General features: G+C 58.0%; 21 protein-coding genes and 1 tRNA gene. 14 read left to right on the forward strand and 8 right to left on the reverse strand.

Translation table 11 applies throughout. The features are described from left to right. Positions 1-45 precede the first annotated feature (45 nt). The 8 genes from ACN0XM_RS18650 to pgi all read left to right on the forward strand — a co-directional run bounded on the left by ACN0XM_RS18650 (position 46) and on the right by pgi (position 10,506). The gene (locus ACN0XM_RS18650) at positions 46-222 is read left to right on the forward strand and encodes a hypothetical protein (RefSeq protein WP_027830838.1); all 177 of its coding nucleotides are present in this window, start codon (positions 46-48) and stop codon (positions 220-222) included. Continuing rightward, positions 212-3,175: an ATP-binding protein gene (locus ACN0XM_RS18655; protein WP_417568441.1), complete on the forward strand. Its 2,964-nt coding sequence runs from the start codon at positions 212-214 to the stop codon at positions 3,173-3,175. Before ACN0XM_RS18650 ends, ACN0XM_RS18655 begins: the two co-directional genes overlap by 11 nt. Positions 3,176-3,182: 7 nt before the next feature. Next, positions 3,183-4,586: a sigma-54-dependent transcriptional regulator gene (locus ACN0XM_RS18660; RefSeq protein WP_417568442.1), complete on the forward strand. Its 1,404-nt coding sequence runs from the start codon at positions 3,183-3,185 to the stop codon at positions 4,584-4,586. Positions 4,587-5,257: 671 nt separating this feature from the next. Then, positions 5,258-6,625, forward strand: a complete 1,368-nt coding sequence (gene pcnB, locus ACN0XM_RS18665) for a polynucleotide adenylyltransferase PcnB (protein WP_417568443.1) — start codon at positions 5,258-5,260, stop codon at positions 6,623-6,625. Further along, positions 6,622-7,119, forward strand: a complete 498-nt coding sequence (folK, locus tag ACN0XM_RS18670) for a 2-amino-4-hydroxy-6-hydroxymethyldihydropteridine diphosphokinase (RefSeq protein WP_417568444.1) — start codon at positions 6,622-6,624, stop codon at positions 7,117-7,119. Before pcnB ends, folK (ACN0XM_RS18670) begins: the two co-directional genes overlap by 4 nt. A 60-nt stretch (positions 7,120-7,179) precedes the next feature. Further along, positions 7,180-7,974, forward strand: a complete 795-nt coding sequence (gene panB / locus ACN0XM_RS18675; protein ID WP_417568445.1) for a 3-methyl-2-oxobutanoate hydroxymethyltransferase — start codon at positions 7,180-7,182, stop codon at positions 7,972-7,974. Next, positions 7,971-8,819, forward strand: coding sequence for a pantoate--beta-alanine ligase (panC, locus tag ACN0XM_RS18680; RefSeq protein ID WP_417568446.1), 849 nt, complete (start codon positions 7,971-7,973; stop codon positions 8,817-8,819). The genes panB and panC overlap by 4 nt, the downstream gene beginning before the upstream one ends. A 22-nt stretch (positions 8,820-8,841) precedes the next feature. Further along, positions 8,842-10,506 (forward strand): glucose-6-phosphate isomerase, encoded by a 1,665-nt coding sequence (gene pgi / locus ACN0XM_RS18685; RefSeq protein ID WP_417568447.1) that lies wholly within the window; start codon positions 8,842-8,844, stop codon positions 10,504-10,506. On the opposite strand, the gene folK (ACN0XM_RS18690) is transcribed toward pgi, so the two are convergent. Further along, positions 10,486-11,013, reverse strand: coding sequence for a 2-amino-4-hydroxy-6-hydroxymethyldihydropteridine diphosphokinase (gene folK, locus ACN0XM_RS18690; protein ID WP_417568448.1), 528 nt, complete (start codon positions 11,011-11,013; stop codon positions 10,486-10,488). The two genes, pgi and folK (ACN0XM_RS18690), sit on opposite strands and share 21 nt — an antisense overlap. Next, positions 11,013-11,369 carry a dihydroneopterin aldolase gene (locus ACN0XM_RS18695; RefSeq protein WP_417568449.1) on the reverse strand — a complete coding sequence of 119 codons (357 nt, stop codon included), beginning with the start codon at positions 11,367-11,369 and terminating at the stop codon, positions 11,013-11,015. The genes folK (ACN0XM_RS18690) and ACN0XM_RS18695 overlap by 1 nt, the downstream gene beginning before the upstream one ends. A gap of 155 nt (positions 11,370-11,524) precedes the next feature. On the opposite strand from ACN0XM_RS18695, the gene plsY reads away from it, so the two are divergent. Beyond that, the gene (plsY, locus tag ACN0XM_RS18700; protein ID WP_417568450.1) at positions 11,525-12,115 is read left to right on the forward strand and encodes a glycerol-3-phosphate 1-O-acyltransferase PlsY; all 591 of its coding nucleotides are present in this window, start codon (positions 11,525-11,527) and stop codon (positions 12,113-12,115) included. Between the two features lie 15 nt (positions 12,116-12,130). Here the strand turns inward: plsY and tsaD are convergent, their stop codons facing one another. Next, positions 12,131-13,186: a tRNA (adenosine(37)-N6)-threonylcarbamoyltransferase complex transferase subunit TsaD gene (gene tsaD, locus ACN0XM_RS18705; RefSeq protein WP_417568451.1), complete on the reverse strand. Its 1,056-nt coding sequence runs from the start codon at positions 13,184-13,186 to the stop codon at positions 12,131-12,133. 252 nt (positions 13,187-13,438) lie between these two features. Between tsaD and rpsU the strand changes: the two genes are divergently transcribed. From rpsU to ACN0XM_RS18730, 5 genes are all read left to right on the forward strand, one after another. Beyond that, positions 13,439-13,654: a 30S ribosomal protein S21 gene (gene rpsU / locus ACN0XM_RS18710; RefSeq protein WP_007153483.1), complete on the forward strand. Its 216-nt coding sequence runs from the start codon at positions 13,439-13,441 to the stop codon at positions 13,652-13,654. 149 nt (positions 13,655-13,803) lie between these two features. After that, positions 13,804-15,534, forward strand: coding sequence for a DNA primase (gene dnaG / locus ACN0XM_RS18715; protein WP_417568452.1), 1,731 nt, complete (start codon positions 13,804-13,806; stop codon positions 15,532-15,534). A gap of 134 nt (positions 15,535-15,668) precedes the next feature. Next, on the forward strand, positions 15,669-17,516 hold the full coding sequence (rpoD, locus tag ACN0XM_RS18720; protein ID WP_417568453.1) for an RNA polymerase sigma factor RpoD: 1,848 nt from the start codon (positions 15,669-15,671) through the stop codon (positions 17,514-17,516). Between the two features lie 96 nt (positions 17,517-17,612). Next, positions 17,613-17,689: transfer RNA gene (locus tag ACN0XM_RS18725), tRNA-Ile, on the forward strand. Positions 17,690-17,833: 144 nt separating this feature from the next. Further along, positions 17,834-18,178: a hypothetical protein gene (locus ACN0XM_RS18730; protein ID WP_417568454.1), complete on the forward strand. Its 345-nt coding sequence runs from the start codon at positions 17,834-17,836 to the stop codon at positions 18,176-18,178. 3 nt (positions 18,179-18,181) lie between these two features. On the opposite strand, the gene ACN0XM_RS18735 is transcribed toward ACN0XM_RS18730, so the two are convergent. From ACN0XM_RS18735 to ACN0XM_RS18755, 5 genes are all read right to left on the reverse strand, one after another. Further along, positions 18,182-19,150, reverse strand: coding sequence for a tyrosine-type recombinase/integrase (locus tag ACN0XM_RS18735; protein WP_417568455.1), 969 nt, complete (start codon positions 19,148-19,150; stop codon positions 18,182-18,184). Continuing rightward, entirely contained in the window at positions 19,147-20,412 is a 1,266-nt protein-coding gene (locus ACN0XM_RS18740) for a hypothetical protein (protein ID WP_417568456.1), read from the reverse strand. Before ACN0XM_RS18740 ends, ACN0XM_RS18735 begins: the two co-directional genes overlap by 4 nt. 117 nt (positions 20,413-20,529) lie before the next feature. Next, a complete protein-coding gene (locus tag ACN0XM_RS18745) occupies positions 20,530-21,693 on the reverse strand; it encodes a zonular occludens toxin domain-containing protein (RefSeq protein ID WP_417568457.1) in 1,164 nt (387 codons plus the stop codon). An 18-nt stretch (positions 21,694-21,711) separates the two neighbouring features. Further along, positions 21,712-21,975: a DUF2523 family protein gene (locus ACN0XM_RS18750; protein ID WP_417568458.1), complete on the reverse strand. Its 264-nt coding sequence runs from the start codon at positions 21,973-21,975 to the stop codon at positions 21,712-21,714. A gap of 2 nt (positions 21,976-21,977) precedes the next feature. After that, positions 21,978-23,479: hypothetical protein (locus ACN0XM_RS18755; RefSeq protein ID WP_417568459.1), on the reverse strand; the 1,502-nt coding region annotated here is incomplete at its 5' end.

A 23,479-nucleotide genomic window follows, 5' to 3' on the forward strand; every position in this document is an offset into this window, starting at 1 on the left:
ATGGTATAAAGCCCTTCTCACACCTCAGCGCGGATAGCATGCCTGATGTATATCTACCGTCTGGTCTTCCTGTTGGTACTGGCCATCTATATTTTTTCGCCCAACATCCTCGACTGGTGGACGTCACCGGGAAACGCCTGGTATAGCCCTTATATTATCTGGGCCGGGCTGATTGCCATCGGTTTCTGGCTGGAATGGCGGCGAGATCCCAATGAGTTTTAGCGCCTCTGGCCTTCTGTTTGCCAGCCTGTTTTATCTGATCCTGCTGTTCGGCATTGCCTGGGTCACCGAACGCGGAATGCTGCCGCGGCAATGGGTCCGCCATCCGCTCGTTTACGTCCTCAGCCTGGGCGTTTACGCGGGCATCTGGGCGGTTTACGGTGCCGTGGGTATGGCGGCGGAATCCGGCTACGGTTTCCTGGCCTACTATCTGGGGATCAGCGGTGCCTTCCTGCTGGCGCCCGTGCTCCTGAACCCGGTCATGCGCATCGGTCGGGCCTATCAGCTTACTTCCCTAGCAGACCTTTTTGCCTACCGGTATCGCAGCCAGTGGGCCGGCACCCTGGTCACACTGTGTTCCGGCGGCGCCATCCTTGCGCTGCTGAGCATGCAGATTCAGGCCGTAGCCACGTCCGCCAGCATCCTGGCTCCGGATACCTCACCCAAGTTGATCAGTGTGAGTTTCAGCCTGATTGTGGTGTTGTTCGCTATGCTGTTCGGTGCGCGCCGTGATCAGAGCTCTGAGAACCATCAAGGCCTGGTACTGGCCATCGCTTTCGATTCGCTGATCAAGCTGGTGGCGTTACTGGTACTCGGGGGTGTCATTCTTTTTGGAGTCTTCGATGGTATGGGAGGTCTCGAAAGCTGGCTCGATACCAGGACCTCTGCAGCCGCCACCATGACACTCAGCATTGACGACGGCAGCTGGCGGGCACTGATGCTCATGTCGTTTGCCGGGGCACTGGTACTTCCGCATATGTACCACATGACCTTCAGTGAAAACCCCTCCCCCAAAGCTCTGGCAAAGGCCAGCTGGGGCCTGCCACTGTACCTGCTGCTGATAGCCCTGCCGGTACCCCTTATTCTGTGGGGCGGTCAGGAACTTGCTGTGACAACAGGGCCAGGTTTTTTCGCCATTGGCACCGCTCAGGCCATGGAAAGCCCCGCGCTGACACTGCTTATGTACATTGCCGGCCTGTCAGCGGCCAGCGGTCTGATGATCGTAAGCACCCTGGCACTGGCGGGCATGGCCCTGAACCACGTCGTGCTACCACTGAAAACGCCGAAAGACCAGGGCGACATCTATCGCTGGCTACAGTGGATCAAACGGCTGCTGATCGCGGTGATTATTTTCCTGGCACTGCTTTTTCACGAGACCGTCGGCAAAAATCTCGACCTGTCCATTCTCGGTGCCATTTCGCTGTCCGGCACCCTTCAATTGCTGCCTGGCGCCCTTGGCGTGATTTACTGGCCGGAAGGCAACCGACGCGGCCTGATCGCGGGCCTGCTGGTCGGCCTGGCTATCTGGATAATTACCCTGGTTCTGCCCTTCTCTCATACCGCCAATGTGCTGGCGTGGCTGGACGCCCCGCTGATTCCGGATTACAGCAACTGGCATATCTTCACCTTCGTGAGCCTGACCGCAAACATTACCGTTTTTGCCCTCATCTCGGTACTCAGCACCAGCACCAGCGAGGAGACCAGTGCGGCCCAGGCATGCTCACTGGGCGCCCTCTCCCGCCCTCAACGCCGCGAACTGCTGGCCTCATCCTCCAGTGATTTTGTCCGGCAATTGGCGGAGCCCCTGGGTTATGGGGTGGCGCGGCGGGAAGTGGAGCGAGCGCTCACCCAGCTAAAACTGCCGAACGTGGAGTACCGCCCCTACCAGCTCAGACGCCTGCGGGACCAGGTTGAAATCAACCTTTCCGGCCTGCTCGGGCCTGCCGTTGCCCGGGACATGGTCAAGCGCCACCTGGGCTTCAAACCCATGGCCCAGGGCGGTACTGCCCAGGACATCCGCTATGTCGAGCGGGCCCTCGGCGATTACCAGAATCGGTTGACCGGCTTGGCCGGAGAACTCGACAACCTGCGCCGGCATTACCGGCAGACCTTGCAGAACCTGCCCATTCCCGCCTGTTCGGTAGGCGAAGATGGCGAAATCCTGATGTGGAACCACACCATGGAGGAGCTCACCGGCATTACTGCAGATGACGTGGTCGGTGCCCGGCTGATGGCATTGCCAGAACATTGGCACTTGCTGCTGGAGGACTTCAATCGGGGTGAAGACCTTCACCGCTACAAGCACCGGCTGGACCTGCGCGGCAAACCGCACTGGCTGAACCTGCACAAGGCCGCCCTGAGCGGGCCGGATCACACCGAAGGCGGCAGCATCATACTGGTTGAGGACCAGACTGAAACACGACTGCTTGAGGACGAACTGATGCACAGCGAACGCCTGGCTTCAGTGGGCCGACTTGCAGCGGGCGTTGCCCACGAAATCGGCAATCCGGTCACCGGCATTTCCTCGCTGGCCCAGAACCTGAAGCTGGAAACCGACAATCCGGATATTCTGGACACCGCAGATCAGATCCAGCAGCAGACCCGGCGCATTTCTGCCATCCTGCAATCGCTGATGAACTTCGCCCGAACCGGCAATCACGCCCAGGTGAACCGGTACGAACCTGTGACGATACATCGGTGTGTCGAGGAATCCATCAATCTGCTGTCACTGAGTGACAAAGGGCTGGGCATTCATTACCTCAACGACTGCCCCCCTTCGCTGCAGATTCTCGGGGATGAACAACGCCTGGTTCAGGTATTCGTGAACCTGCTGGCCAACGCCCGGGACGCATCCCCTGAAGGTGGCACCGTCCAGATCAGTGGAAAGGGTGACGGCTACTCCGCTATTATCGAGATCGCCGATGAGGGCTCTGGCATCCCCGGAGACCAGCTTGATCATATCTTTGAGCCGTTTTACACCACCAAGGCACCCAATAAAGGAACCGGCCTTGGCTTATCGCTGGTGTACAGCATTATTGAAGAACACTACGGCAACATTCACGTTGAGAGTCCCGCTAATGCAGAAACAGGCAGGGGCACCCGTGTACGGCTGAGATTGCCAGCCTACGAATCCGAAATCGGCAACACTGCCATCAGCCAGAACCAAAGGTCTTGAGACTGTTATGCCTCGAATTCTGATCGTGGAAGACGAAGACATTATTCGCTCAGCAGTACGCAAACTGCTGCAGCACGCCGGCTATGAGGTCGCCGATGCCTCATCCGTCGAAGAAGCCGAGCAGAACCACGAACCGGACCAGTTTGACCTGATCATCTCCGACCTTCGCCTGCCTGGCGCTGCCGGCACCGAGCTGATCAACCGGGCGCCGAACACCCCGGTGCTGATCATGACCAGCTACGCCAGCCTGCGCTCGGCCGTGGATTCCATGAAAATGGGCGCAGTTGAATACATCGCCAAACCGTTCGACCATGACGAAATGCTGGCTGCGGTAGAGAACATTCTGGCGCGGAAGCCGTCTGACCGAAACACCGGCGATGAAGCCGCCGCCACTGCCGTAATACCAGAAAGCAGCGACCCCGCCAACATCATGTTCGGCGATTGCGAACCCATGCAGCGCGTATTCACCCTCATCCGCAAGGTAGCGCCCACGGAAACCACCGTACTGATCCAGGGGGAATCCGGTACCGGCAAGGAGCTGGCCGCCCGCGCCCTTCACTTGATGAGCCCCCGCGCTACCAAGCCCATGATTTCAGTAAATTGTGCTGCGATCCCGGAAAGCCTGATTGAATCGGAACTGTTCGGCCACGAGAAGGGCGCCTTTACCGGTGCCGTTTCCGCGAGGACGGGCCTGATCGAAGCCGCTGACGGTGGCAGCCTGTTCCTGGATGAAATCGGTGAATTGCCCGCAGAAGCACAGGCCCGACTGCTACGAGTGCTCCAGGAGAGCGAAATCCGCAAGGTTGGCTCCACCCAGAGCAGGACGGTGAACGTGCGGATGATTGCGGCTACCCACCGAAACCTCAAAGCCATGACACGCACCGGCGAATTCCGGGAAGATCTTTATTATAGATTGAATGTCATGCAGATCCGGATTCCCCCGTTACGGGAACGTCTGAGCGACATTCTCGGGCTGGCCCGTCGCTTCCTGAAACGCCAGGGTGAGAAAATGGGCAAACCCAACCTAAATCTCAGCCCTGAGGCTATGGGGGTTCTCGAACGCCACCGCTGGCCCGGTAACGTGCGGGAGCTGGAAAATGCCATAGAGCGGGCCACCATTCTTTGTGATGGCGATGTTATTACCCCGGCGCTACTGGACCTCGACAGTGAAGGTGGCGACGAGTACATCCCTGAAACTCTGGTAGAAGGCAACAATGAACAGGCCCGGCCGCGGGAGGTAGACTCCGCTAACGACCTTTCCCTGGAAGACTACTTCCAGCACTTTGTTCTCGAAAATCAGGACCGCATGAGCGAGACCGAGCTGGCCCAGAAACTAGGCATCAGCCGGAAATCCCTGTGGGAGCGCCGACAGCGCCTTGGGATCCCGCGGAAAAAGTCCTCAGGCAACTGAAACCGGCATAGTGTGAACGGAAACTCAGTTGTTACCCACTGTTCCTGTCGGTAACACTCTCCGCAGGAGTAACGTGATCTCAGTAACACTTAGGAAGGATACGGGGTAACACTTATGCCCTACGAAATCGTAAGGTACTGTTAATAAAAGCAATTAAAAAACTGGCACACGGACTGCAACCTATTAAGCGCACAACAACAAAAACAAGAGTGACAAAGCAGCGCCACAACAAAAACAAAAAGCTGCGGGAAAACGTTCGGTAACAAAAACAAAAACAGAACGTGAGCGAACTGAGTGTTTTGGGTACTTTGCTTTTTAGTGGTCCCATGGCACGTGCGAGTTGTAGATGTAGAGAAGAATTGCCTCACAGGTGACGCTGCAGCTACTCCAAACCCGCATGATGTCTCTGACTGCTCTGTGTGTTCAAAGCTTTCCGTTTGCACTGTTGATGCGCCCCAGACTTGGGGGCAGGCAGTGGGGTAAAAAAACGAAGAAAAATCCCGGTAAAAACAAAAACAATGCAGATCGTCAACGCTTTGAGGGCGGATTCGTGTAAACGGATCCGCCTTTTGATTTTCTGGGCACCCGAACTGTAATCCACCGCAAACATGTGCAAATCCTGCTCAAACCGTTAAACTCTCGGTTTTTGCTCATCGCGACCACGGATTTCAATGCCAAAACGACTCGTCGATAAACTCCGTTCATTCATGTCCGGCAACGGAAAAAAGAAGGCCCGAACCTACCAGCGACGGGAAATTCCCCGGGACCAGCACAACGTCTCCCGCTCGGTAATCAGTGAGCCCGCCAAAAAGGTTCTGCATCGCCTGAACAAGTCAGGCTATGAAGCGTACCTTGTGGGCGGCGGTGTCAGAGACATCCTGTTGGGTGGAAAGCCCAAGGATTTCGACATCGCAACCAACGCCACGCCGGAAGAAGTCCATGATCTTTTCCGCAACTCCCGGCTGATCGGCCGCAGGTTCCGGATTGTTCATGTGGTATTTGGCCGGGAAGTCATTGAGGTGACCACCTTCCGGGGCAACGCCACAGAAGCCGATACCGACGCCGATGATGACGATCGCAGAACCAGCGAACATGGGCAGCTACTACGAGACAATGTTTACGGCAATCAGGAAGAAGATGCCCTGCGCCGGGACTTTACTGTAAACGCCCTGTATTACTGTATTCGCGACTTCTCCATCATTGATTTCGCCAACGGCATAGAAGATTTGCGCAACCGGCAACTACGCCTGATCGGCGACCCGGAAACCCGTTACCGGGAAGACCCCGTTCGCATGCTCCGGGCCATCCGGTTTGCCGCCAAGCTCGAGTTTGATATTGAACCGGAAACCGAAGCCCCGATAAAGAAGTTGGCTCCATTACTGAGCCATATCCCTTCCGCCCGGCTGTTCGATGAAGTGCTCAAGCTGTTTTCCGCAGGCCACGGCGAGGCCACCTACGACCTCTTAACCCGTTACAACCTGCTCGAGCCACTGTTCCCGGAAACCGTCAGAGCCATCGAAGCCGGCGAACCGGACGAACTGATCCGCCAGGCTCTCCGCAACACCGATGCCCGTATTGCCCAGGGCAAGTCAGTCACACCCTACTTCCTTTTTGCCGCCATGCTCTGGCCGGCACTCCAGGCAGAATGGCATCGCAGACAGGACAACGGCGACCCGGTTCAACCCGCACTGCACGGCGCCATCGGCAAGGTGATTGGCCGGCAAGTGCAGGCGACATCGATTCCCAAACGCTTCTCGGGCCCCATGAAAGAAATCTGGGAGCTCCAGATGCGCCTGCCTCGCCGCCAGGGTAAGAGGGCCTTTGTAACAATGTCTCATCCCCGGTTCCGGGCGGCCTACGATTTCCTGCTGGTCCGGGAGGATTCTGGCGAGGTTGAACCGGGCCTTGGCCAATGGTGGACCGAGTTCCAGCACGCGGACGAGCGGCGCCAGGAGCAGATGCTGTCCGAACTGGCCAGCGACGGACCCAAAAAGCGCAAACGCCGCCGGAAACCGGCGCCAAAACCCTCACAGCAATGATGAGAGATGCGTTCATCGGGCTGGGCAGCAATCTCAAGGAGCCTGCCGCCCAGCTCGCCCGGGCCGTTTCAGAACTGGCTGTCCTCCCGGGCACCACCCTCGTGGCCCAGTCAGCCTTTTACGCCAGCCGGCCCGTAGGCCCACAGGACCAGCCGGACTTCGTCAACGGCGCCGTATGGCTGAAAACATCACTGGAACCCCATCAATTGCTGGATCAGCTGCAATTAATTGAGCAGGCCCACGGCCGGGAACGGCTCCGGCGCTGGGGCCCCCGCACCCTCGACCTCGACCTGCTGCTGCTTGGGGACCAGATACTTGATGACGAACGGCTTACCGTGCCCCACAGGGAACTGCCAAACCGCGACTTCGCCCTCCAGCCCTTACTGGATCTGAAGCCAGACCTGGCATTGCCGGACGGAACGCCAGTTGCCGCTTTGCGCCGCCAATGCCCGGACAACCGCTTGCGCAAGCTTCCACCCGCGGATTACCCTTAACACTTCAACGCCGGTACCCCGGCGCGGTCTAGGCCCATCCACCCAAAAGGCAAGGATTCTATGGCTGTTACCATCAATACCCTGCGTGAATTCAAGCAGAAGGGCGAAGCCTTCGCAGCCCTTACCTCCTATGATGCCACCTTCTCCCAAGTCGTCAGCGAAGCAGGCGTTCACGTTATTCTGATTGGCGATTCCCTTGGCATGGTGCTGCAGGGTCATGACAGCACTCTGCCTGTAACAATGGACCAGATGGTTTACCACGTCAGCTGTGTCGCCAAGGGTAACCGTGGCTCCCTGATCATGGCTGACATGCCCTTCATGTCCTACGGAACCGTTGAGGCAGCCCTGGAGAATGCCGCAGAACTAATGCGTGCCGGCGCCCACATGGTGAAGCTCGAAGGCACCGACTGGATGAAGGATACCATCGCCGCCCTGAGCGATCGCGGCGTGCCCGTGTGCGCGCACCTGGGACTGACGCCGCAGTTCGTCAACAAGTTTGGCGGCTACAAGGTGCAGGGCCGTGATGAAAAGGCAGCGGAGATGATGATCGAACATGCCTGCGAGTTAGAGTCGGCCGGCGCCGACCTTATCCTGCTTGAGTGTGTTCCGGCCCCCCTGGCCGCCCGAATTTCCCAGGCCGTCAGGGCTCCGGTAATTGGTATTGGTGCCGGCTCGGATACCGACGGCCAGGTTCTGGTTTTGCACGACATGCTCGGCATCACCACCGGCCGCAAACCGAAGTTCGTCAAGAACTTTCTTGCCGAGACGAGTTCGGTACAAGAGGCAATTGAAGCCTATGTAAAGGCCGTCGGCGAGCGCTCATTCCCCGCTGAGGAGCATACGTTCAAGGCATGAGAACCGTACATTCCCTGAAAGAACTGAGAACCATCCTTCGCGGCTACCGGCGGCAGGGCAAAACCATCGGCCTGGTACCGACCATGGGCAACTTGCACGAGGGGCACGTCTCGCTGGTTCGCAAAGCCGCCGAGATGGCCGATATCGTGGTCACCAGCATCTTTGTCAATCCAATGCAGTTCGGCGCTGGCGAAGACCTCGACACATACCCGAGAACTCTGGCTGAAGATCAGGACAAGCTCGCCTCGGCCGGCTGCACCCTCGTTTTCGCTCCCTCGGCGGACGAGGTTTACCCCGAAGGCCTGGCAAAGCAGACCCAGGTTGTTGTGCCGGATGTGAGTGACGGCCACTGCGGCGCCAGCCGGCCAGGTCACTTTGAAGGTGTCGCAACGGTGGTGACCATGCTGTTCAACATGGCTCAGCCGGACTTTGCGGTGTTTGGCGAAAAGGATTTCCAGCAGCTCGCTGTTATACGGAAAATGGTCCGCGATCTGATGATGCCCATTGATGTTGTGGGGGCGCCCACCGTTCGGGAGGACGATGGGCTCGCGAAAAGCTCCCGAAATGGCTACCTCTCACCTGATGAGCGAAAAATCGCTCCGGTTGTGTACCAGACCTTGCAGGCCGCGGCTGAAAAAATTGCTAATGGTCGTTCAGACTTCCAGTCTCTGGAAAGCGAAGCTGAGCAGAGCCTGAGCGAGGCTGGACTGCGTGTGGATTATTTCAACATCGTGAATAGCCAGACTCTCAAGCCAGCCACCCCGAATGATCCGGAGGTTACACTCCTGGTGGCGGCCTTCCTAGGCACGACCCGTTTGATTGATAACCTGTCCGTAACCCGATAGGCCCACAGAAAAGGAGACTCTGATGCCCGCAAATCCGGCAGTACTGACCTCGAAACCCGAATGGCAGACACTGAAGGAACACAGGGAGCGCCTGAGCGGGATTCCCATGACGGATCTCTTCAAGCAGGATCCCGAGCGGGCAAAGCGTTACTTCATTGAGGCGGCAGGACTGTCCCTCGATTTCTCCAAGAACCGGCTCACCGACGATGTGCTTGACGCGCTGTTGGCACTGGCAAGCAGCTGTCATCTGGAAGCCCGGCGCGAGGCACTGCTGCAGGGTGACCACGTGAACGTTACCGAGGACCGCCCCGCCCTGCATACGGCTCTCCGCAATCCGGGGACGGACACCATCATGGTGGACGGCCAGGACGTCGTTGCCGAGGTACAGCGCACCCTGGCACGCATGGAAGAGCTGGTAGACGACGTGCTGAGTGGCAGCCGCACGGGATACACCGGCAAACCCTTTACCGACGTGGTCAGCATCGGGATTGGTGGTTCCTACCTCGGGCCCAAGCTCGTCGGCGAAGCTCTCCAGCCCTATGGGCAGTCTGGCGTTCCATGCCATTATGTGGCCAATATTGATGGCACCGAGATCTGTGAAACGCTCCGGAAGGTGAATCCGGAAACCACCCTGTTTCTGATCCAGTCGAAATCGTTCCGGACCCAGGAGACCCTGGAAAACAGTAAGGTAGCGCGCCGGTGGTTCCTCGACCACTGCGGCGACCAACAAGCGATTGCTCAACACTTCATGTCGGTAACGGCCAATGTGCCTGCAGCGCAGGAGTTTGGAATCGACCCGGACAACGTCTTTCCCATGTGGGACTGGGTAGGAGGCCGTTACTCCCTCTGGTCCGCCATCGGCTTGCCCATCGCCTTGACCGTCGGCATGGCCAACTTCCGGGCACTGCTGGCCGGTGCCCATGCGATGGACCAGCATTTCCGGGAGGCACCCCTACACCGGAACCTGCCAGTAGTCATGGCGATGCTCGGGGTCTGGTACAACAATTTTTGGGGCGCCGAAACCCACGCCATCCTGCCCTACGACCACTACCTGCGCAGCCTGCCGGATCATCTTCAGCAACTGGACATGGAAAGCAACGGCAAGAGTGTGACCCAGGGCGGAAAGGGTCTGGCCTGGAAGTCTGGGCCGGTCATCTGGGGCGGAGTTGGCGCCAATGGCCAGCACGCTTACCATCAGTTGATTCACCAGGGCACCCGCCTGATCCCGGCGGACTTCATCATTCCCCTCCAGACCCACAATCCGGTGGCAACCCATCACGCCGACCTGTTTGCGAACTGCCTCAGCCAGTCCAGGGCCATGATGGCCGGCAAATCCCTCGATGAAGCCAAAGCCGAGCTGGCGGCGGAAGGACGCTCCGAAGCTGAGATTGAGTGGCTTGCGCCCCACAAGGTGATTCCGGGCAACAAACCAAGCAATACCCTGATAATGGAAAAGGTGACTCCGGAAACCGTCGGCGCACTCATCGCGCTCTACGAGCACCGGACGTTCGTACAGGGAGTGATCTGGGATGTGGACTCGTTTGATCAGTGGGGCGTGGAACTGGGCAAGCAGCTGGGCAAGACCATTCTGCCGCGCCTGCTCGGCCAGGAGACCGGCGATCAGGCCAGCGATAGCTCCACCGACCACCTCATTGAACTGTTTTGCTCAGCCAGCGAACTCTCTTGATATCTGCCGCCCCTTCCAGCTGAAATCCACCGGCCAGAGTTTTTGGCCGGCGCTGTAATTCTGCCACAGCTGGCCATAGGTTTTTCCGCACACCGGATGCATGGCCTCCGGCGCAATATCTGCCAGAGGTCTGAGAACGAAGGCGTTCTTGAGGATTTCCCCCCTCGGTAGCTCGACTCCATCAATCCGTCCGACCACATCACCGTAGGTCAGAATATCCAGGTCCAGGGTTCGCGCACTGAACTTCGGAACATCCCGGCGTCGGCCATTATCCGCTTCCAGTTGCTTGAAACGCCGGGACAGCTCGGCAACGGGAAGGTCCGTATCGACACCCACCACCAGATTCAGGAACGGTGAGCCGTCAAACCCGACGGCTTCGCTGTCGTACACCGGCGAGATGATCAGTTCATCAAACCATCCATTCAGCGCGTCCAGGGCGGCAATAACGTGTCGCTCCCGGTCCACATTGGTGCCAATACTGATATAGACCCGAACGGAACCCGACATCACCGCGTGCCCCTTTCGATGCAAACGCCCACCGCCCTGGCGCCCGGCACGGCACCCGGCTTGCGGATGACCAATCTGAGCCAGGTCACCCCGAATTCTTGCTGCAGAACCCCGGCCAGAATCTCGGCCCCGTGCTCGAGCAGCTTTGGCCTGAGCTCTTGCAGGCAGGTCTCAACCCGACTACTGACGGTGGCGTAATCCAGGGCGTCCGCAACATCATCCGAGCGGCCAGGAACCCGATTGTCCCAGGCCATCTCAAGATCGATGACCAGACCCTGGGTGACTTCCCGTTCCCAGTCGTAAACACCGACCACAGTCTCGACAACCAGGCCTTCGATAAACACGCTGTCTGCCAAGGGGACTCCCGGACTCTTCCACTCGTTCGTGATTGGGTAACTGGTGATTGAATAACGCACAACCAGGCGATACTGTAATTGAGCTCGCCCGCGTTTTCAGGGCCGGCATTTTCGCACACAATGGCCAGATACGTCTTCGCTTCCGAGCCTACAGCATGACTCTCAGTGATCCGGTATTAACCGTTCTGCTCTGCGCCGCCGCTTATGTGGCCGGCTCGGTGCTGTTCGCCCCGCCCGTGTGCCGGCTCTGGAAGCTACCGGACCCCCGGGCCCAGGGCTCCGGCAACCCCGGCGCAACCAATGTCTACCGCACCGGCGGCTGGCAACCCGCCTTGATGACGCTGGCGCTCGACGCCGCCAAGGGCTGGCTGCCGGTCTGGCTCGCTCACGCGGCCGGCCTCTCAGTGATGGTGCAGGCTGTGGTCGCACTGTGCGCCGTGACCGGCCACATGATCCCGGTGTTCTACCGATTCAAGGGTGGCAAGGGCGTGGCAACCGCGCTGGGGGCCGGCCTTGCCCTGGCGCCGCTAACCACGCTGATGATGGCCGCCATCTGGGCACTGGTGATCTGGCGCTGGCGAATTTCAGCCCTCGCCTCGCTGGTGGCCATCATCAGCGGGCCGCTGATCAGCGCGTTTATCGAGCCGGAAACCCTGCCCCTGTTTGGCCTGCTGGCCATTCTGATCGTAGTTCGCCACCGCAACAATCTGATACGTCTGGCACAGGGTCGGGAGGCCGGCCTCTAAAGTTCGGTCAAGCGCTCAATCAACCAGCCCTGTCGATCTCGGCTCCGTGATCGGCGGCAACGTATTCATCGGCCACCGGGGTACCGCAACGATCCGCTCGCCATCCTGCTGGCCCGCTTTCATGCGCTGGGCGCCGGCGTAGGCGATCATGGCACCGTTATCAGTACAGAACTCCGGACGGGCATAAAAGACGTTTGCCCTCAGCTTGGCCGCCATTTTTTCAAGGCCGGCCCGCAAACGCCGGTTGGCACTAACGCCCCCGGCGATGACCAGGCGCTTGCAACCGGTTTGCTCCAGAGCCCGGCGGCATTTGATGGCCAGGGTGTCCACGACAGCCGTTTCAAAAGCCAGAGCAATATCCGCTCGAGTCTGATCGTCCAACTCACCGGCATTCCGCGCGGCGTTCACCGTATTGAGCGTAAAGGTTTTCAGGCCACTGAAACTGAAATCCAGACCGGGTCGGTCGGTCATTGGCCTCGGGAACCGGTAGCGCCCTTCAGCGCCCTTCTCCGCGAGCGCGGCAACCCGGGGGCCGCCCGGATAGTCCAGACCGAGCATCTTGGCGGTTTTATCGAAGGCTTCGCCGGCAGCATCGTCCACCGATTCGCCTAGCATTTCGTACTCGCCTATGCCATCGACGCGCACCAACTGGGTGTGCCCCCCGGAAACCAGCAAGGCCACAAAAGGAAATTCAGGCGGATTATCCTCCAACATGGGCGCCAACAAGTGTCCTTCCATGTGATGGACACCCAGTACCGGAATGCCCAGGGCAAAACCCAGCGCATGAGCCACAGAGCCGCCCACCATAAGCGCGCCGACCAGCCCCGGGCCCGCAGTGTAAGCAATTCCCTCTATGTCAGCACGGCTTCGCCCCGCATCCGCCAACACCTGGTCACACAATGGCAGGAGTTTGCGGACGTGATCCCGAGATGCCAACTCGGGCACCACACCGCCGTAATCCGCGTGCATGTCTATCTGGCTGAACAGTGCGTGGCCCAGCAGGCCGCGCTCCGTGTCATACAGGGCGACGCCGGTTTCATCACAGGAGGTCTCAATACCAAGAATCAGCATAGGGTCTGGCCACAGTGGTTGACGGAAATGGGTTGGCAGAATTGGAAACGACGCGCATTTTAGCAGAAACCCGAAACCCACTGGCAGATTCATGGAACAAACATTGACCTTGCCATAAGCCAGGCGCTATCATTGCCGCCCTAAATTATGCACTGGTCGAGTTTTAGCCAATCTGACCAGGGATCGAGAACCGATCTGGCCATGCCAGGCGGACCAAATTGAAACCGAATCTATCAGGTAGGTGATTTTCGAATGCCAGCTGTTAAAGTGAAAGAGAATGAACCGTTTGACGTAGCACTGCGTCGCTTCAAGCGTTCCTGCGAAAAAGCAGGTGTACTTTCTGAAGTACGTCGTCGTGAGCACTACGAGAAGCCGACCGCTGTTCGTAAGCGCAAAGCAGCCGCTGCCGTTAAGCGTCATCTCAAGAAGCTTCAGCGGGAACAGCGCAAGTTCGAGCGTCTGTACTGAGTTTTTACCGACGCCGCTTGACTGCAAAGCACTGATTGCCTGTACAGCCGCAGGCTGCACAGAGCGACTCAAAAATGCCGCCGAGGCTTGGCTTCGGCGGCATTTTTGGCTATTGGCCAACTTCGATGACGGCCTGATGTGGAGCCTCCATGAGCGGACTGATCCCTCAACAGTTTGTTGAAAATCTGCTCGATCGCATAGATCTGGCAGAGCTGATCGGCTCACGCATTACGCTCAAGAAAGCCGGCGCCAATTACAAGGCCTGCTGCCCGTTCCACGACGAGAAAACACCCTCGTTCAATGTCAGGCCAGACAAGGGCTTTTACCATTGCTTCGGGTGCGGGGCCCATGGCGACGCCATCAGTTTTGTCAGGGAATTTGAAGGCCTGGGCTTCACCGAGGCGGTAGAGGAACTGGCCAAACGCGTCGGACTGGAAGTGCCCTACGACCAAGCTGCGAAGCAGGAAATCCAGCAGGCTCGAACACTGACAGACGCCCTTGATTTTGCCAGCCGCTTTTATCATTCGGCGTTGCAGGGCCAGCAAGGCACCTACGCTCGGGACTATCTGAAACAGCGCGGGCTCGATAGCACCGTCATCGAGCGATATCAGGTGGGCTACGCACCATCAACCGGTACCGCCCTGTTCGACGTTGCCAGCAAAGACCTGCAGGGGCCGCTGATCGAAACCGGCACGGTTTCCGACAAATACGGTCGGCCCAGAGACCTGTTCCGCAACCGGGTCATGTTCCCGATTCGCAACAGCCGGGGCAAAACAGTGGCCTTCGGCGGTCGCACACTGGGCGACGACAAGGCGAAATACATCAACTCCCCGGAGTCGGATGTGTTTCACAAAAGCCGCGAGATCTACGGGCTGTTTGAGGCCAAGCAGGCGATCAGGCAGCTCGACAAATTGCTCGTGGTCGAAGGCTATATGGACGTCATCGCCCTCGCCCAGCACGGCATTGATTATGCCGTTGCAACTCTGGGCACGGCGACGAATCAGGACAGCCTGACCGCCCTGCTGAGGCAGGTCCGGCACATTGTGTTCTGCTTCGACGGCGACCAGGCCGGCTTCCGGGCCGCTGACCGGGCCATGGAAAATGCACTGGAACTGATGGCCGACGGCCTCCACCTTCAGTTTCTGATGCTACCCCAGGGCGAGGACCCGGACACGCTGGTGCGCAAGGAAGGCCCTGAGGCCTTCCAGAAGCGCATTGACGGCGCGACACCAATGTCCCGGTATCTTTTTGACCGGCAGAGCGAGGGCCTGGATTTACAGCTACCAGAACACCGGGGCGAACTGAGAGCCCGGGTTGAGCCAATGCTCAATAAAATGCCCAGAAGCACCCTCCGGGATGCGATGTGGCATGAAATGCTCCGCCTCTGCGGCGGACGCAATCAGTGGCAAAACCGCCAGCAGGGACAACAAAAAGGCAAGTGGTACGGCGAGCGGCGGGACCGGGTTACGGAAGAACGCATCGACGTAAAACTCAGCAAGGACAGCATTCTCTGCCTTGCCCTGCTGGAGGCGCCAGATCTGGCCACCGAAGTAAAGGAGCTGGCTGCCAGCTCCAGACAGTATAACCAGGCCCGTAATTTTGCCGGCTGGATTCTGGAAAAGGCTGTCCGGGATCGAAAATCACTGGTTCGCGGACTGGCTCTGGACAATGCCGCCCGGGAGCGGTTTTACCACCTGTTTGACGGGATCGAGCACATTCCGGCACGGGAAAGTACGCTGGCCGCCGCGAGGGAGCTACTGAGCCCGAACGAGGAAGCATCACGCCAGCTAAGGCTGGCAACACTGTTACGAAACCTGTCCAACCTCACAACCGAGGAACGGCAGGAGCTGAGAGCCCTGAGTAGTGGAACACGGGACTAACAGCACTTGAAACTTGTTGCCCTGATCACCATCTAATCATGAAGCCGCGGCTCCTTGGTGGCAGAGCAACCGAGCGACAGCTATAATGGCTGTTTCACTTTTTTCCTTTTGAAAAGCGAGTTCACAGGGTGTCTATGTCAGGCAATTCGCAAAAATCACGTTTGAAAGACCTCATTGCACGAGGCAAGGAACAAGGTTACCTGACTTACGCCGAGGTAAATGACCACCTCCCGGAAGACATCGCTGACCCGGATCAGGTCGAAGACATCATTCGCATGATCAACGACATGGGCATTCAGGTGTCTGAAGTTGCACCGGACGCAGACACGCTTCTGATGACCGACGGCGATTCCACGGCCGACGAAGCCGCGGCTGCCGAAGCGGCTGCTGCCCTCGCTGCAGTCGAATCCGACGCTGGCCGCACCACAGACCCGGTTCGCATGTACATGCGGGAAATGGGCACGGTGGAGTTGCTGACCCGTGAAGGCGAAATCGTCATCGCCAAGCGTATCGAGGAAGGTATCCGGGATGTCATGGCCGCGGTCGCCCACTTCCCCGGCATCACCGGCACCGTGAGTCAGGCCTACGACCGCATCATTGAGAACGAGGGCCGCATCAGCGACGTGGTAACCGGTTTTCTGGATCCGGACGATGCCGAGCCGTTCATGGGCGAGGACACAACCACCGACACCTCGGATGACTCCGACTCCTCCTCCGACGATGACGACGACTCCTCGGAAGAAGAAACCGACAACGGACCCGATCCGGAAGAAACCCGCCTCCGGTTCGAGCTGCTGAACGATAAACTGGATGCCGCCAACAAGGCACTGGCCAAATACGGTCGGTCCGACAAGAAAACCCAGCAAGCACTCAACGAGCTGGGTCAGGTGTTTGCGCCGTTCAAGCTGGCTAACAAGGCCTTCGATGAACTGGTCAACGTGGTTCGCTCCACCAACGATCTGGTACGCGAGAACGAGCGGGCGATCATGCAGATCTGCGTTCGCGACTGCAAAATGCCACGCAAGGACTTCATCAAGTCCTTCCCTGGCAACGAGGTCAACCTCGACTGGGCCGACAAGATTGCCAGAAGCAAAAAGCCTTATGCAGCGCCGATTTCGGAGCGTATTGACGAAATTGTTCGCCTCCAGAAGCGGATCCAGAACGTGCAGAACGAAGTGGATCTGGACGTCGCCGACATCAAGGAAATCAACCGTCGCGTCTCAATTGGTGAAGCCAAGGCCCGTCGTGCCAAGAAGGAAATGGTCGAGGCCAACCTGCGACTGGTTATTTCCATCGCCAAGAAGTACACCAATCGCGGTTTGCAATTCCTAGACCTGATTCAGGAAGGCAACATCGGCCTGATGAAGGCGGTGGACAAGTTTGAGTACCGCCGTGGTTACAAGTTCTCGACCTACGCCACCTGGTGGATTCGTCAGGCCATCACCCGCTCCATCGCGGACCAGGCCCGCACCATCCGTATTCCGGTGCACATGATTGAAACCATCAACAAGCTCAACCGCATCTCCCGCCAGATGCTTCAGGAGATGGGCCGGGAGCCCACGCCGGAGGAGCTTGGAGAGCGCATGGAAATGCCTGAGGACAAGATTCGCAAGGTCCTGAAGATCGCCAAAGAGCCGATCTCCATGGAAACCCCGATTGGCGACGACGAAGACAGCCATCTGGGCGACTTCATCGAAGATATCCAGGCTCTCTCCCCAGTGGACTCTGCCACTGCAGAAGGTCTGCGTGAAGCCACCCGCTCGGTACTGGCCGGCCTCACAGCACGTGAGTCCAAGGTATTGCGGATGCGTTTCGGTATCGAGATGAACACCGATCACACCCTGGAAGAAGTTGGCAAACAGTTCGACGTCACCCGGGAGCGGATCCGTCAGATCGAAGCCAAGGCCCTGCGCAAACTGCGCCACCCGTCACGCTCTGATCACCTGCGCGGCTTTATCGACGACCAGGGTAATCAGGGATAATTGCCCAAACAGTAGCGGGCGCCACACCTCACCGGTATAATGGCGCCCGCTTTGTTTCCCCTTCGGAAACACCCTTCCAAACAGCGTTCGCTGATCGGGCCTATAGCTCAGTTGGTTAGAGCAGGGGACTCATAATCCCTTGGTCGCAGGTTCGAGTCCTGCTGGGCCCACCATTTTTCAAGCACTTACAAGACTCCAACCCCTAACCTTTCCCATACGTGTCAACCAAACGTCAACGACTGACCATTTATCCGATTGGGTAGCACTGATATAGTTAGAATTCTTATCATTCGCCTACTCTGTTTTAAGGAGAAGTTGTGAAAGGAATTCTTCTGGCTATCATTGCCACCATCATTCTCGCTGGATGCTCAACGACACCAAACCAACTGCGGGAAGATGTACCCAGTGAAACCCATACCAGCACGAAGGCTCCGAAAGATATCATGCTTTGTATTGCCAATAGCTGGGAAGATTACAGCGTAGTAAATACCAGAGAAACACGGACTGGCTACGCTATTTCCGCATTCCTAAGTGACGGCAAGCTTCGCTATCTGGCTGATGTCGAAGTGGAAAACGAAGTGACAATTACGCGACTATACAGATGGCGGGTTCTTCCCATTGGCCGGGATGAAATGTTTAAGTTTGCCGAAATTTGCCAATAACCATCAGCTAATCAAAGGCCCCTTATCCTTAACCTCATCAAGATAATCTGGGGCTAAATGCGCGTACCGCATGGTCAGCTTTAGATCTGAGTGCCCCAGGACCCTTTGAAGAGTAAGTATGTGGCCCCCGTTCATTACGAAATGACTGGCAAAAGTGTGTCTGCAGATATGAGTCAGTTGGCCCTTCGGTAACTGGATTCCAGCTCGTCCAAGCGCAGACCTGAAAGCGCTGTAGCAGGACTCAAATGGCAGATTTTCGATCAATTCCTCGTATAGATCCTTCCTGAGTGGAACCGAGCGACTTTTCCCGCTTTTCGTGCCGAAGTAGGTCACACGGTAAGGGGTGAATGCGGACGGCTTAACTGACTCAGCTTCCGACCACCTGGCGCCGGTAGCCAAGGCCAAACGAGCCACATGGTAAACCGATGGATTGGATGACGCCCTACACCCCTCGAGAAGCCTTTCGATTTGTTCCTGGTCCAGGAACGCCAGCTCGGACTCGTCGATCTTTAGCCGGCGCAGCTTTTCCAGCGGACTCTTCCCTTTCCAGTGGCCTTGCCGGATCAGCTCGTTGAATACGGCGGTGAGATAGGCCTGCTCATGGTTCAGAGTGTTCTCTGAAATTCCGGAATCGACCCTAACCAGGCGATAAGCTGCAAAGTCACCAGACGTGAATCTGGTGGCCCTTGGATTACCGAGGCGCTCGACGGTTGCTTCCAGCTTTTTCTTCCGTGATTCGCCGTCTTTCAGTGCATGGCCGTGGTGGATATACCACAGCTTTACCAGGTCCTGGAGAGTCCGCTTGTCCTGCTTTGGGTTCCAGTCTTCCCCGGCCTCGTATTTGTTGAGCACCCAACGTTCATATCTCAGCGCTTCCGGCTTGGAATCAAAGGATTTCCTTACGCGCTTCTGCCCTCGCCCACCGGGCTGCAAATCAACCTGCCATCGTCCCGACGGTAGTTTCTTGATCATGCGGCCACCTTGGTCAGCAGTCGTCGTCTTATCAGTCCATCCTGGACGAGCTGGAACAGCTCGTTTTCATAGATCTCCCGTCGTCGGTAGTAGGCGCATAAATCCTCCCAGAGTCCGGATTTCTTGAGGCAATCCCAGGCCTGACGTGGGTTAAACCGGTTGCGTGCGTATATGGACAGGAGATTGCCAAAGGCCAGGGAGACGTTCTTTTCGTTGCCGCAACCGGGTTCCTTTTTTGCGCGTTTGTACAGCAGATCCGGGGCTGAATAGCCGAACCCGATGTCTTCGCGGAGTTTGGTCCAGATAGGGTGTACCCACTCCCGTTTAACCTCGTAGCGATTGCCCTGGAGGGCGTATTTCCAGAGGCCGGTCAGGTGCGGTACCGCGTCCATGAAAGTGTAGATGGGCTTCATGTTGGGCGTGCCCTGGGAGATCTCGTTGACGATGCGGTGATGGAACCGGATTTCCAGGCGCCAGACGGGTTTGTCAGGGTCATAGCAGGTGTCCGGGAAACAGTCTTCGTTGCTGGCGCATTCCCAGATGGACTCCATGAAGGCGCGTTTGTCGGAGACGTCGACTTCCTTGGATTTGTCGTAGAGGCAGACCTGCAAGCTGTTGGCCTTGCCGAAGGTGTAGGTTTCACCCCTTCCGTTCACTGTGGAGCCTTCCATGCCCTGGAAGTGGAAGTCGCTCATGCCGTTATGGACACTGATGGTTCTGGCGCGGGTGACAAAGTGTTGGGCGAAGTCCTGGGGTGGTTCCCAGCCCTGGAAGTCCACGGCAAGGTGTAAGGCGATGCCGACCGGTTTAATGTTGGTGAGGAAGTGCATGCCCCACTCTGCCAGCTCGTCGTGGATCTGCTGGCTGGAGCGTTCATAGAGCCATCTGGGAGACGTTTCTATCTTCACGTGCGTTCCGAGGGTGTCGGCTTCGGCGTAGAAGTTCTGAAGCAGGATGGTCAGGCCGTATTCCCGGTTCTGCAGAATGTATTTGAAGCCACCGCGTCTGCCGGACTGGAGGCGGAACGGAATTTTCTTGATGGTGATCGTGGCGTCATAGCCGGATTCGTATTCGGTGGCGATGTCGGCCAAGATTTCCGGTTTGAGTCTGCCCTGGAATAGCTGTCTTACAGTGTCGGTACCGGTCCAGAGGACGTTGACGTTATTCAGGTTCACTTGCTGGCCTTCGGGACCGATGAAGAGGTCCCCTTTCCCGATTTCGCCAGTGGTTACGTCCAGTCTTTCGAAGTCTCTGATTTTCATCTGTGGCTCACTGTGGTTCTAAGTGGTTAAAAATCGACTACCGTCGTTTTCTATGAGACGTGTTACAGGGACGTCTCCAAGCCGCTGCGCGGCGCGTGGTGGTCGCTCCGCTCGCACTCACGCGCCGTCGCCTTCCTTGCTGGGCAGTGCTGACTCCAGGTACGAAGACCGGGATTGCCGGTCATCATCGGTCCGCGCAGGTTCCCGGAAGCTGTAATAGGTCACGAGCTTGCCCTGGATGACGCAGAAGGGCTCCCCGGTTTTGAGGAACCTGGCGCAGTTTCTGGCATGGATCTTCCGGGTGCCGGTTTCGCCCCAGATCCAGTAAACGTTGTTCACTTCGCCGACGATCCGCCACTTGTTGGAGAGCGGAAGCCAGCCGGGTTCGATTTCGTGTTTGACCTGGTGTGGTGCCCTGCCCTCAAGGCTGGCCCTGGCGGCCTGGGTTTGTTGGGCGAGCTGGGCGCTCCGGGTGGCGGTGACCGGTTGCTGATTGGTACCTGGTGTTGTTGGTTGGGTTGCCGGTGCTGGTTCGTCGGTGTGTTCTTCGGGGCTGAAGTAGGCAACGGCTTTCCAGACACCGGCGACCATGATCAGGATCGCCAGCGGAATGCCGAACTTGATTAAGGGGTGTTTGAGGACGTTGGCCCGGTCGTCGGCTTTCTCTTCCATGCCGGCGGCGAAGTCGGTTTTGTTCCGGGTGTGGCTCTTGTAGTACTGGTAGATCTCGGGCTTGTAGGAGCCGTAGAGCTGGCGCATGGGTTTGCCGGGCTTCTGGCCGGTAGCGGCCCCCATGTAGACATCGACCCGGTATTTGTTCTTCTGGCCGATGGCCGTGAGTTTGACGGCCCGGTAGGTTTCTTCCACCAGGCCCCGCACGAAGGCGCAGAGCTGGGCGAGGTCCTGGGTGACGAGGACAATTTCGTTGGTGCGCCCGTCAGGCCCTACGTTGTGCCGGTGTTCGGTGAAGAACTCTTTCTGGCATTGCGGGATGTTGGTGGCCTTCATGCCGCTTTTCCAGAAACGCCAGGCTTCGTCGATGATCCAGATAACGCCGGCCGGGTGGCGTTCCAGGTCGAAGAAGGTCGGGTCGTCTTCCGCGTCCCGGTTGTTGAAGATCGTGACTTTGCCCCTGGGGTAGTCGTCGGCCAATCTTCCGAGCTTGAGCGGGATGTTGGTGATGATGTGTCTTCCGGCTTCCAGGGACGGGATCACGACGTTCTCGACGACGCCGTAACTCTTGCCGGAGCCGGGCAGGCCTGAGTAACCGACGATGGACATGGCTTTCTCTGACCTCCCTTACCCGATGAACGGGATTCTGCGGAGGATGAAGCGAGCCATCAGCGCGGTCATCATGGCGGTGATGCCGTAATCGAATTCGAAGATCGTGAGGAAGTACAGGAGCTGGCCGCCAAGACCATCGAAAAGGCCCTGCAGATCCACAATGTCGATTTCCGGTATCCAGGTGAGCATGAGTTCGACGGCATCGACCAGCAGGCCGTAGAGCTGGCGCGGTATCCACAGAACGATATCAATGAGTGCGTCGATCAGTTTCTGGATCATGGTCAGGCCCTCAGGAAGACGAAGACAGCGGCCAGGGTCCAGACGGCGACAAAGAGCATGGACAACAGGCCGCGATGGTCGTCCAGGATCTGGCAGTGGCTATCAATGGGCATGGCCTGCCAGTAGTCGGTCGCCGGGATGGTCCACACCGGACAGGTGTTGTTGCTGGCCACCGTGGGGATGGTGGTGACGGCGTTGATGGTCGGGTTGTTGGTGATGGCCAGCTGCAGTCGTTCGCTGCTTTCGGCGAAGGTGGGGGCATCCCCGAGACCGTCGGTGGAGTATCCGCCGTCGGGGCCATCGTTCATTTCTTTCAGGGTATCGGCGGTGTCTTTGGTGTTCTGTTTGATGTCGGCCAGGTCGCCCAGGTAATCCTCGCCGTCGGGGTTCTTGAGGCCTTCGCCGGAACCGGAGGAGCCACCACCGCCGGCCAGTTCGCCGTTCTTGCCCATCTGTTCCAGGGAGGAGACGTTCTTTGCGATGTCCTTGACGGCGTTTTCGATCTTGCCCAGGTGTTCGTTGGAGGTGTCGGTTTTGGCGTTGCCGTCCTGGATGGCTTTCTCGACCTTAGCCAGGCCCTTGTCGACCGATTCGGGGTCATTTTCTTCGCGGTATTCGTCGGGTTCGCCGTCGCCATCGGTGTCGGTGTTCGGTTCTTCCGGGGTGTCGGGCTCTTCCGGTTTGTTGGTCAGGGGTTCACAGACAAAGCCGTAGTCGTCGACCACGGAGATGGAGTCCCCCTTGCACTCGGGGACGCCGTAATCTTTGGGCAGGCAACGGACTTCCCCGTTAACAATACCGATCTGGCCTTCAGCACTGCCGCTGCACTGGTCGATGTCCCCGCAGAAGGAGACGGGTGGTTTGCCGTAGCCCAGGACGATTTCGCCCCGGTAGTTGTCGCTTCCGGCATTGCATTCGTTATCGTCTTCGGGGGGTGGGAGGCAGGCGCCGTTGAGCATGCCGTGTTCGCATTCGGGTTGGCAGGTTCCTTTGGTCGGATCATGGGCAAGACCATGTTCCTGGCATTCCTCCGGGGGCTGGTCATTCAGTTGACAACGGGGCTGGGCGTCTTGGCCGGCATCGGTCCAGCCTTGCTCGCAACCGCAGTCGCCAACGGGCTGTTCACCGGTGATGTGGTTTTTCTCGTGCATGTAGGCGGGGCAAGAGCCGGTATCTCTAAAAGCAGTGACATACCCGGCTTGTATGGAACATCCGTCCGAGGCCGACCAGCCCTCATTGGGGGCATCTTCTATCCAGCAGTAATAGCCCTCCTGATTACACAAGGGATCCGCCGCCATGAAACCTTCAACAACCGCCCTCGCCTCAGACTTCGTCGCGCTATTACACGCTACCGGGGAGGTGCCCTGATCATAGTAGACACGGGAGGCTATGGTGGATTTCGCCGCCAGAAGAGGCCCGGACACAAACAGGCAGAGCCACAGGATCAGACATCTTTGAAGAGATACACGCACAGTGCCACCCCCATCATGAAGAATGTCCAATC

This window comes from Marinobacter sp., from assembly GCF_048269445.1.
In the GTDB taxonomy this organism is placed as follows: domain Bacteria; phylum Pseudomonadota; class Gammaproteobacteria; order Pseudomonadales; family Oleiphilaceae; genus Marinobacter.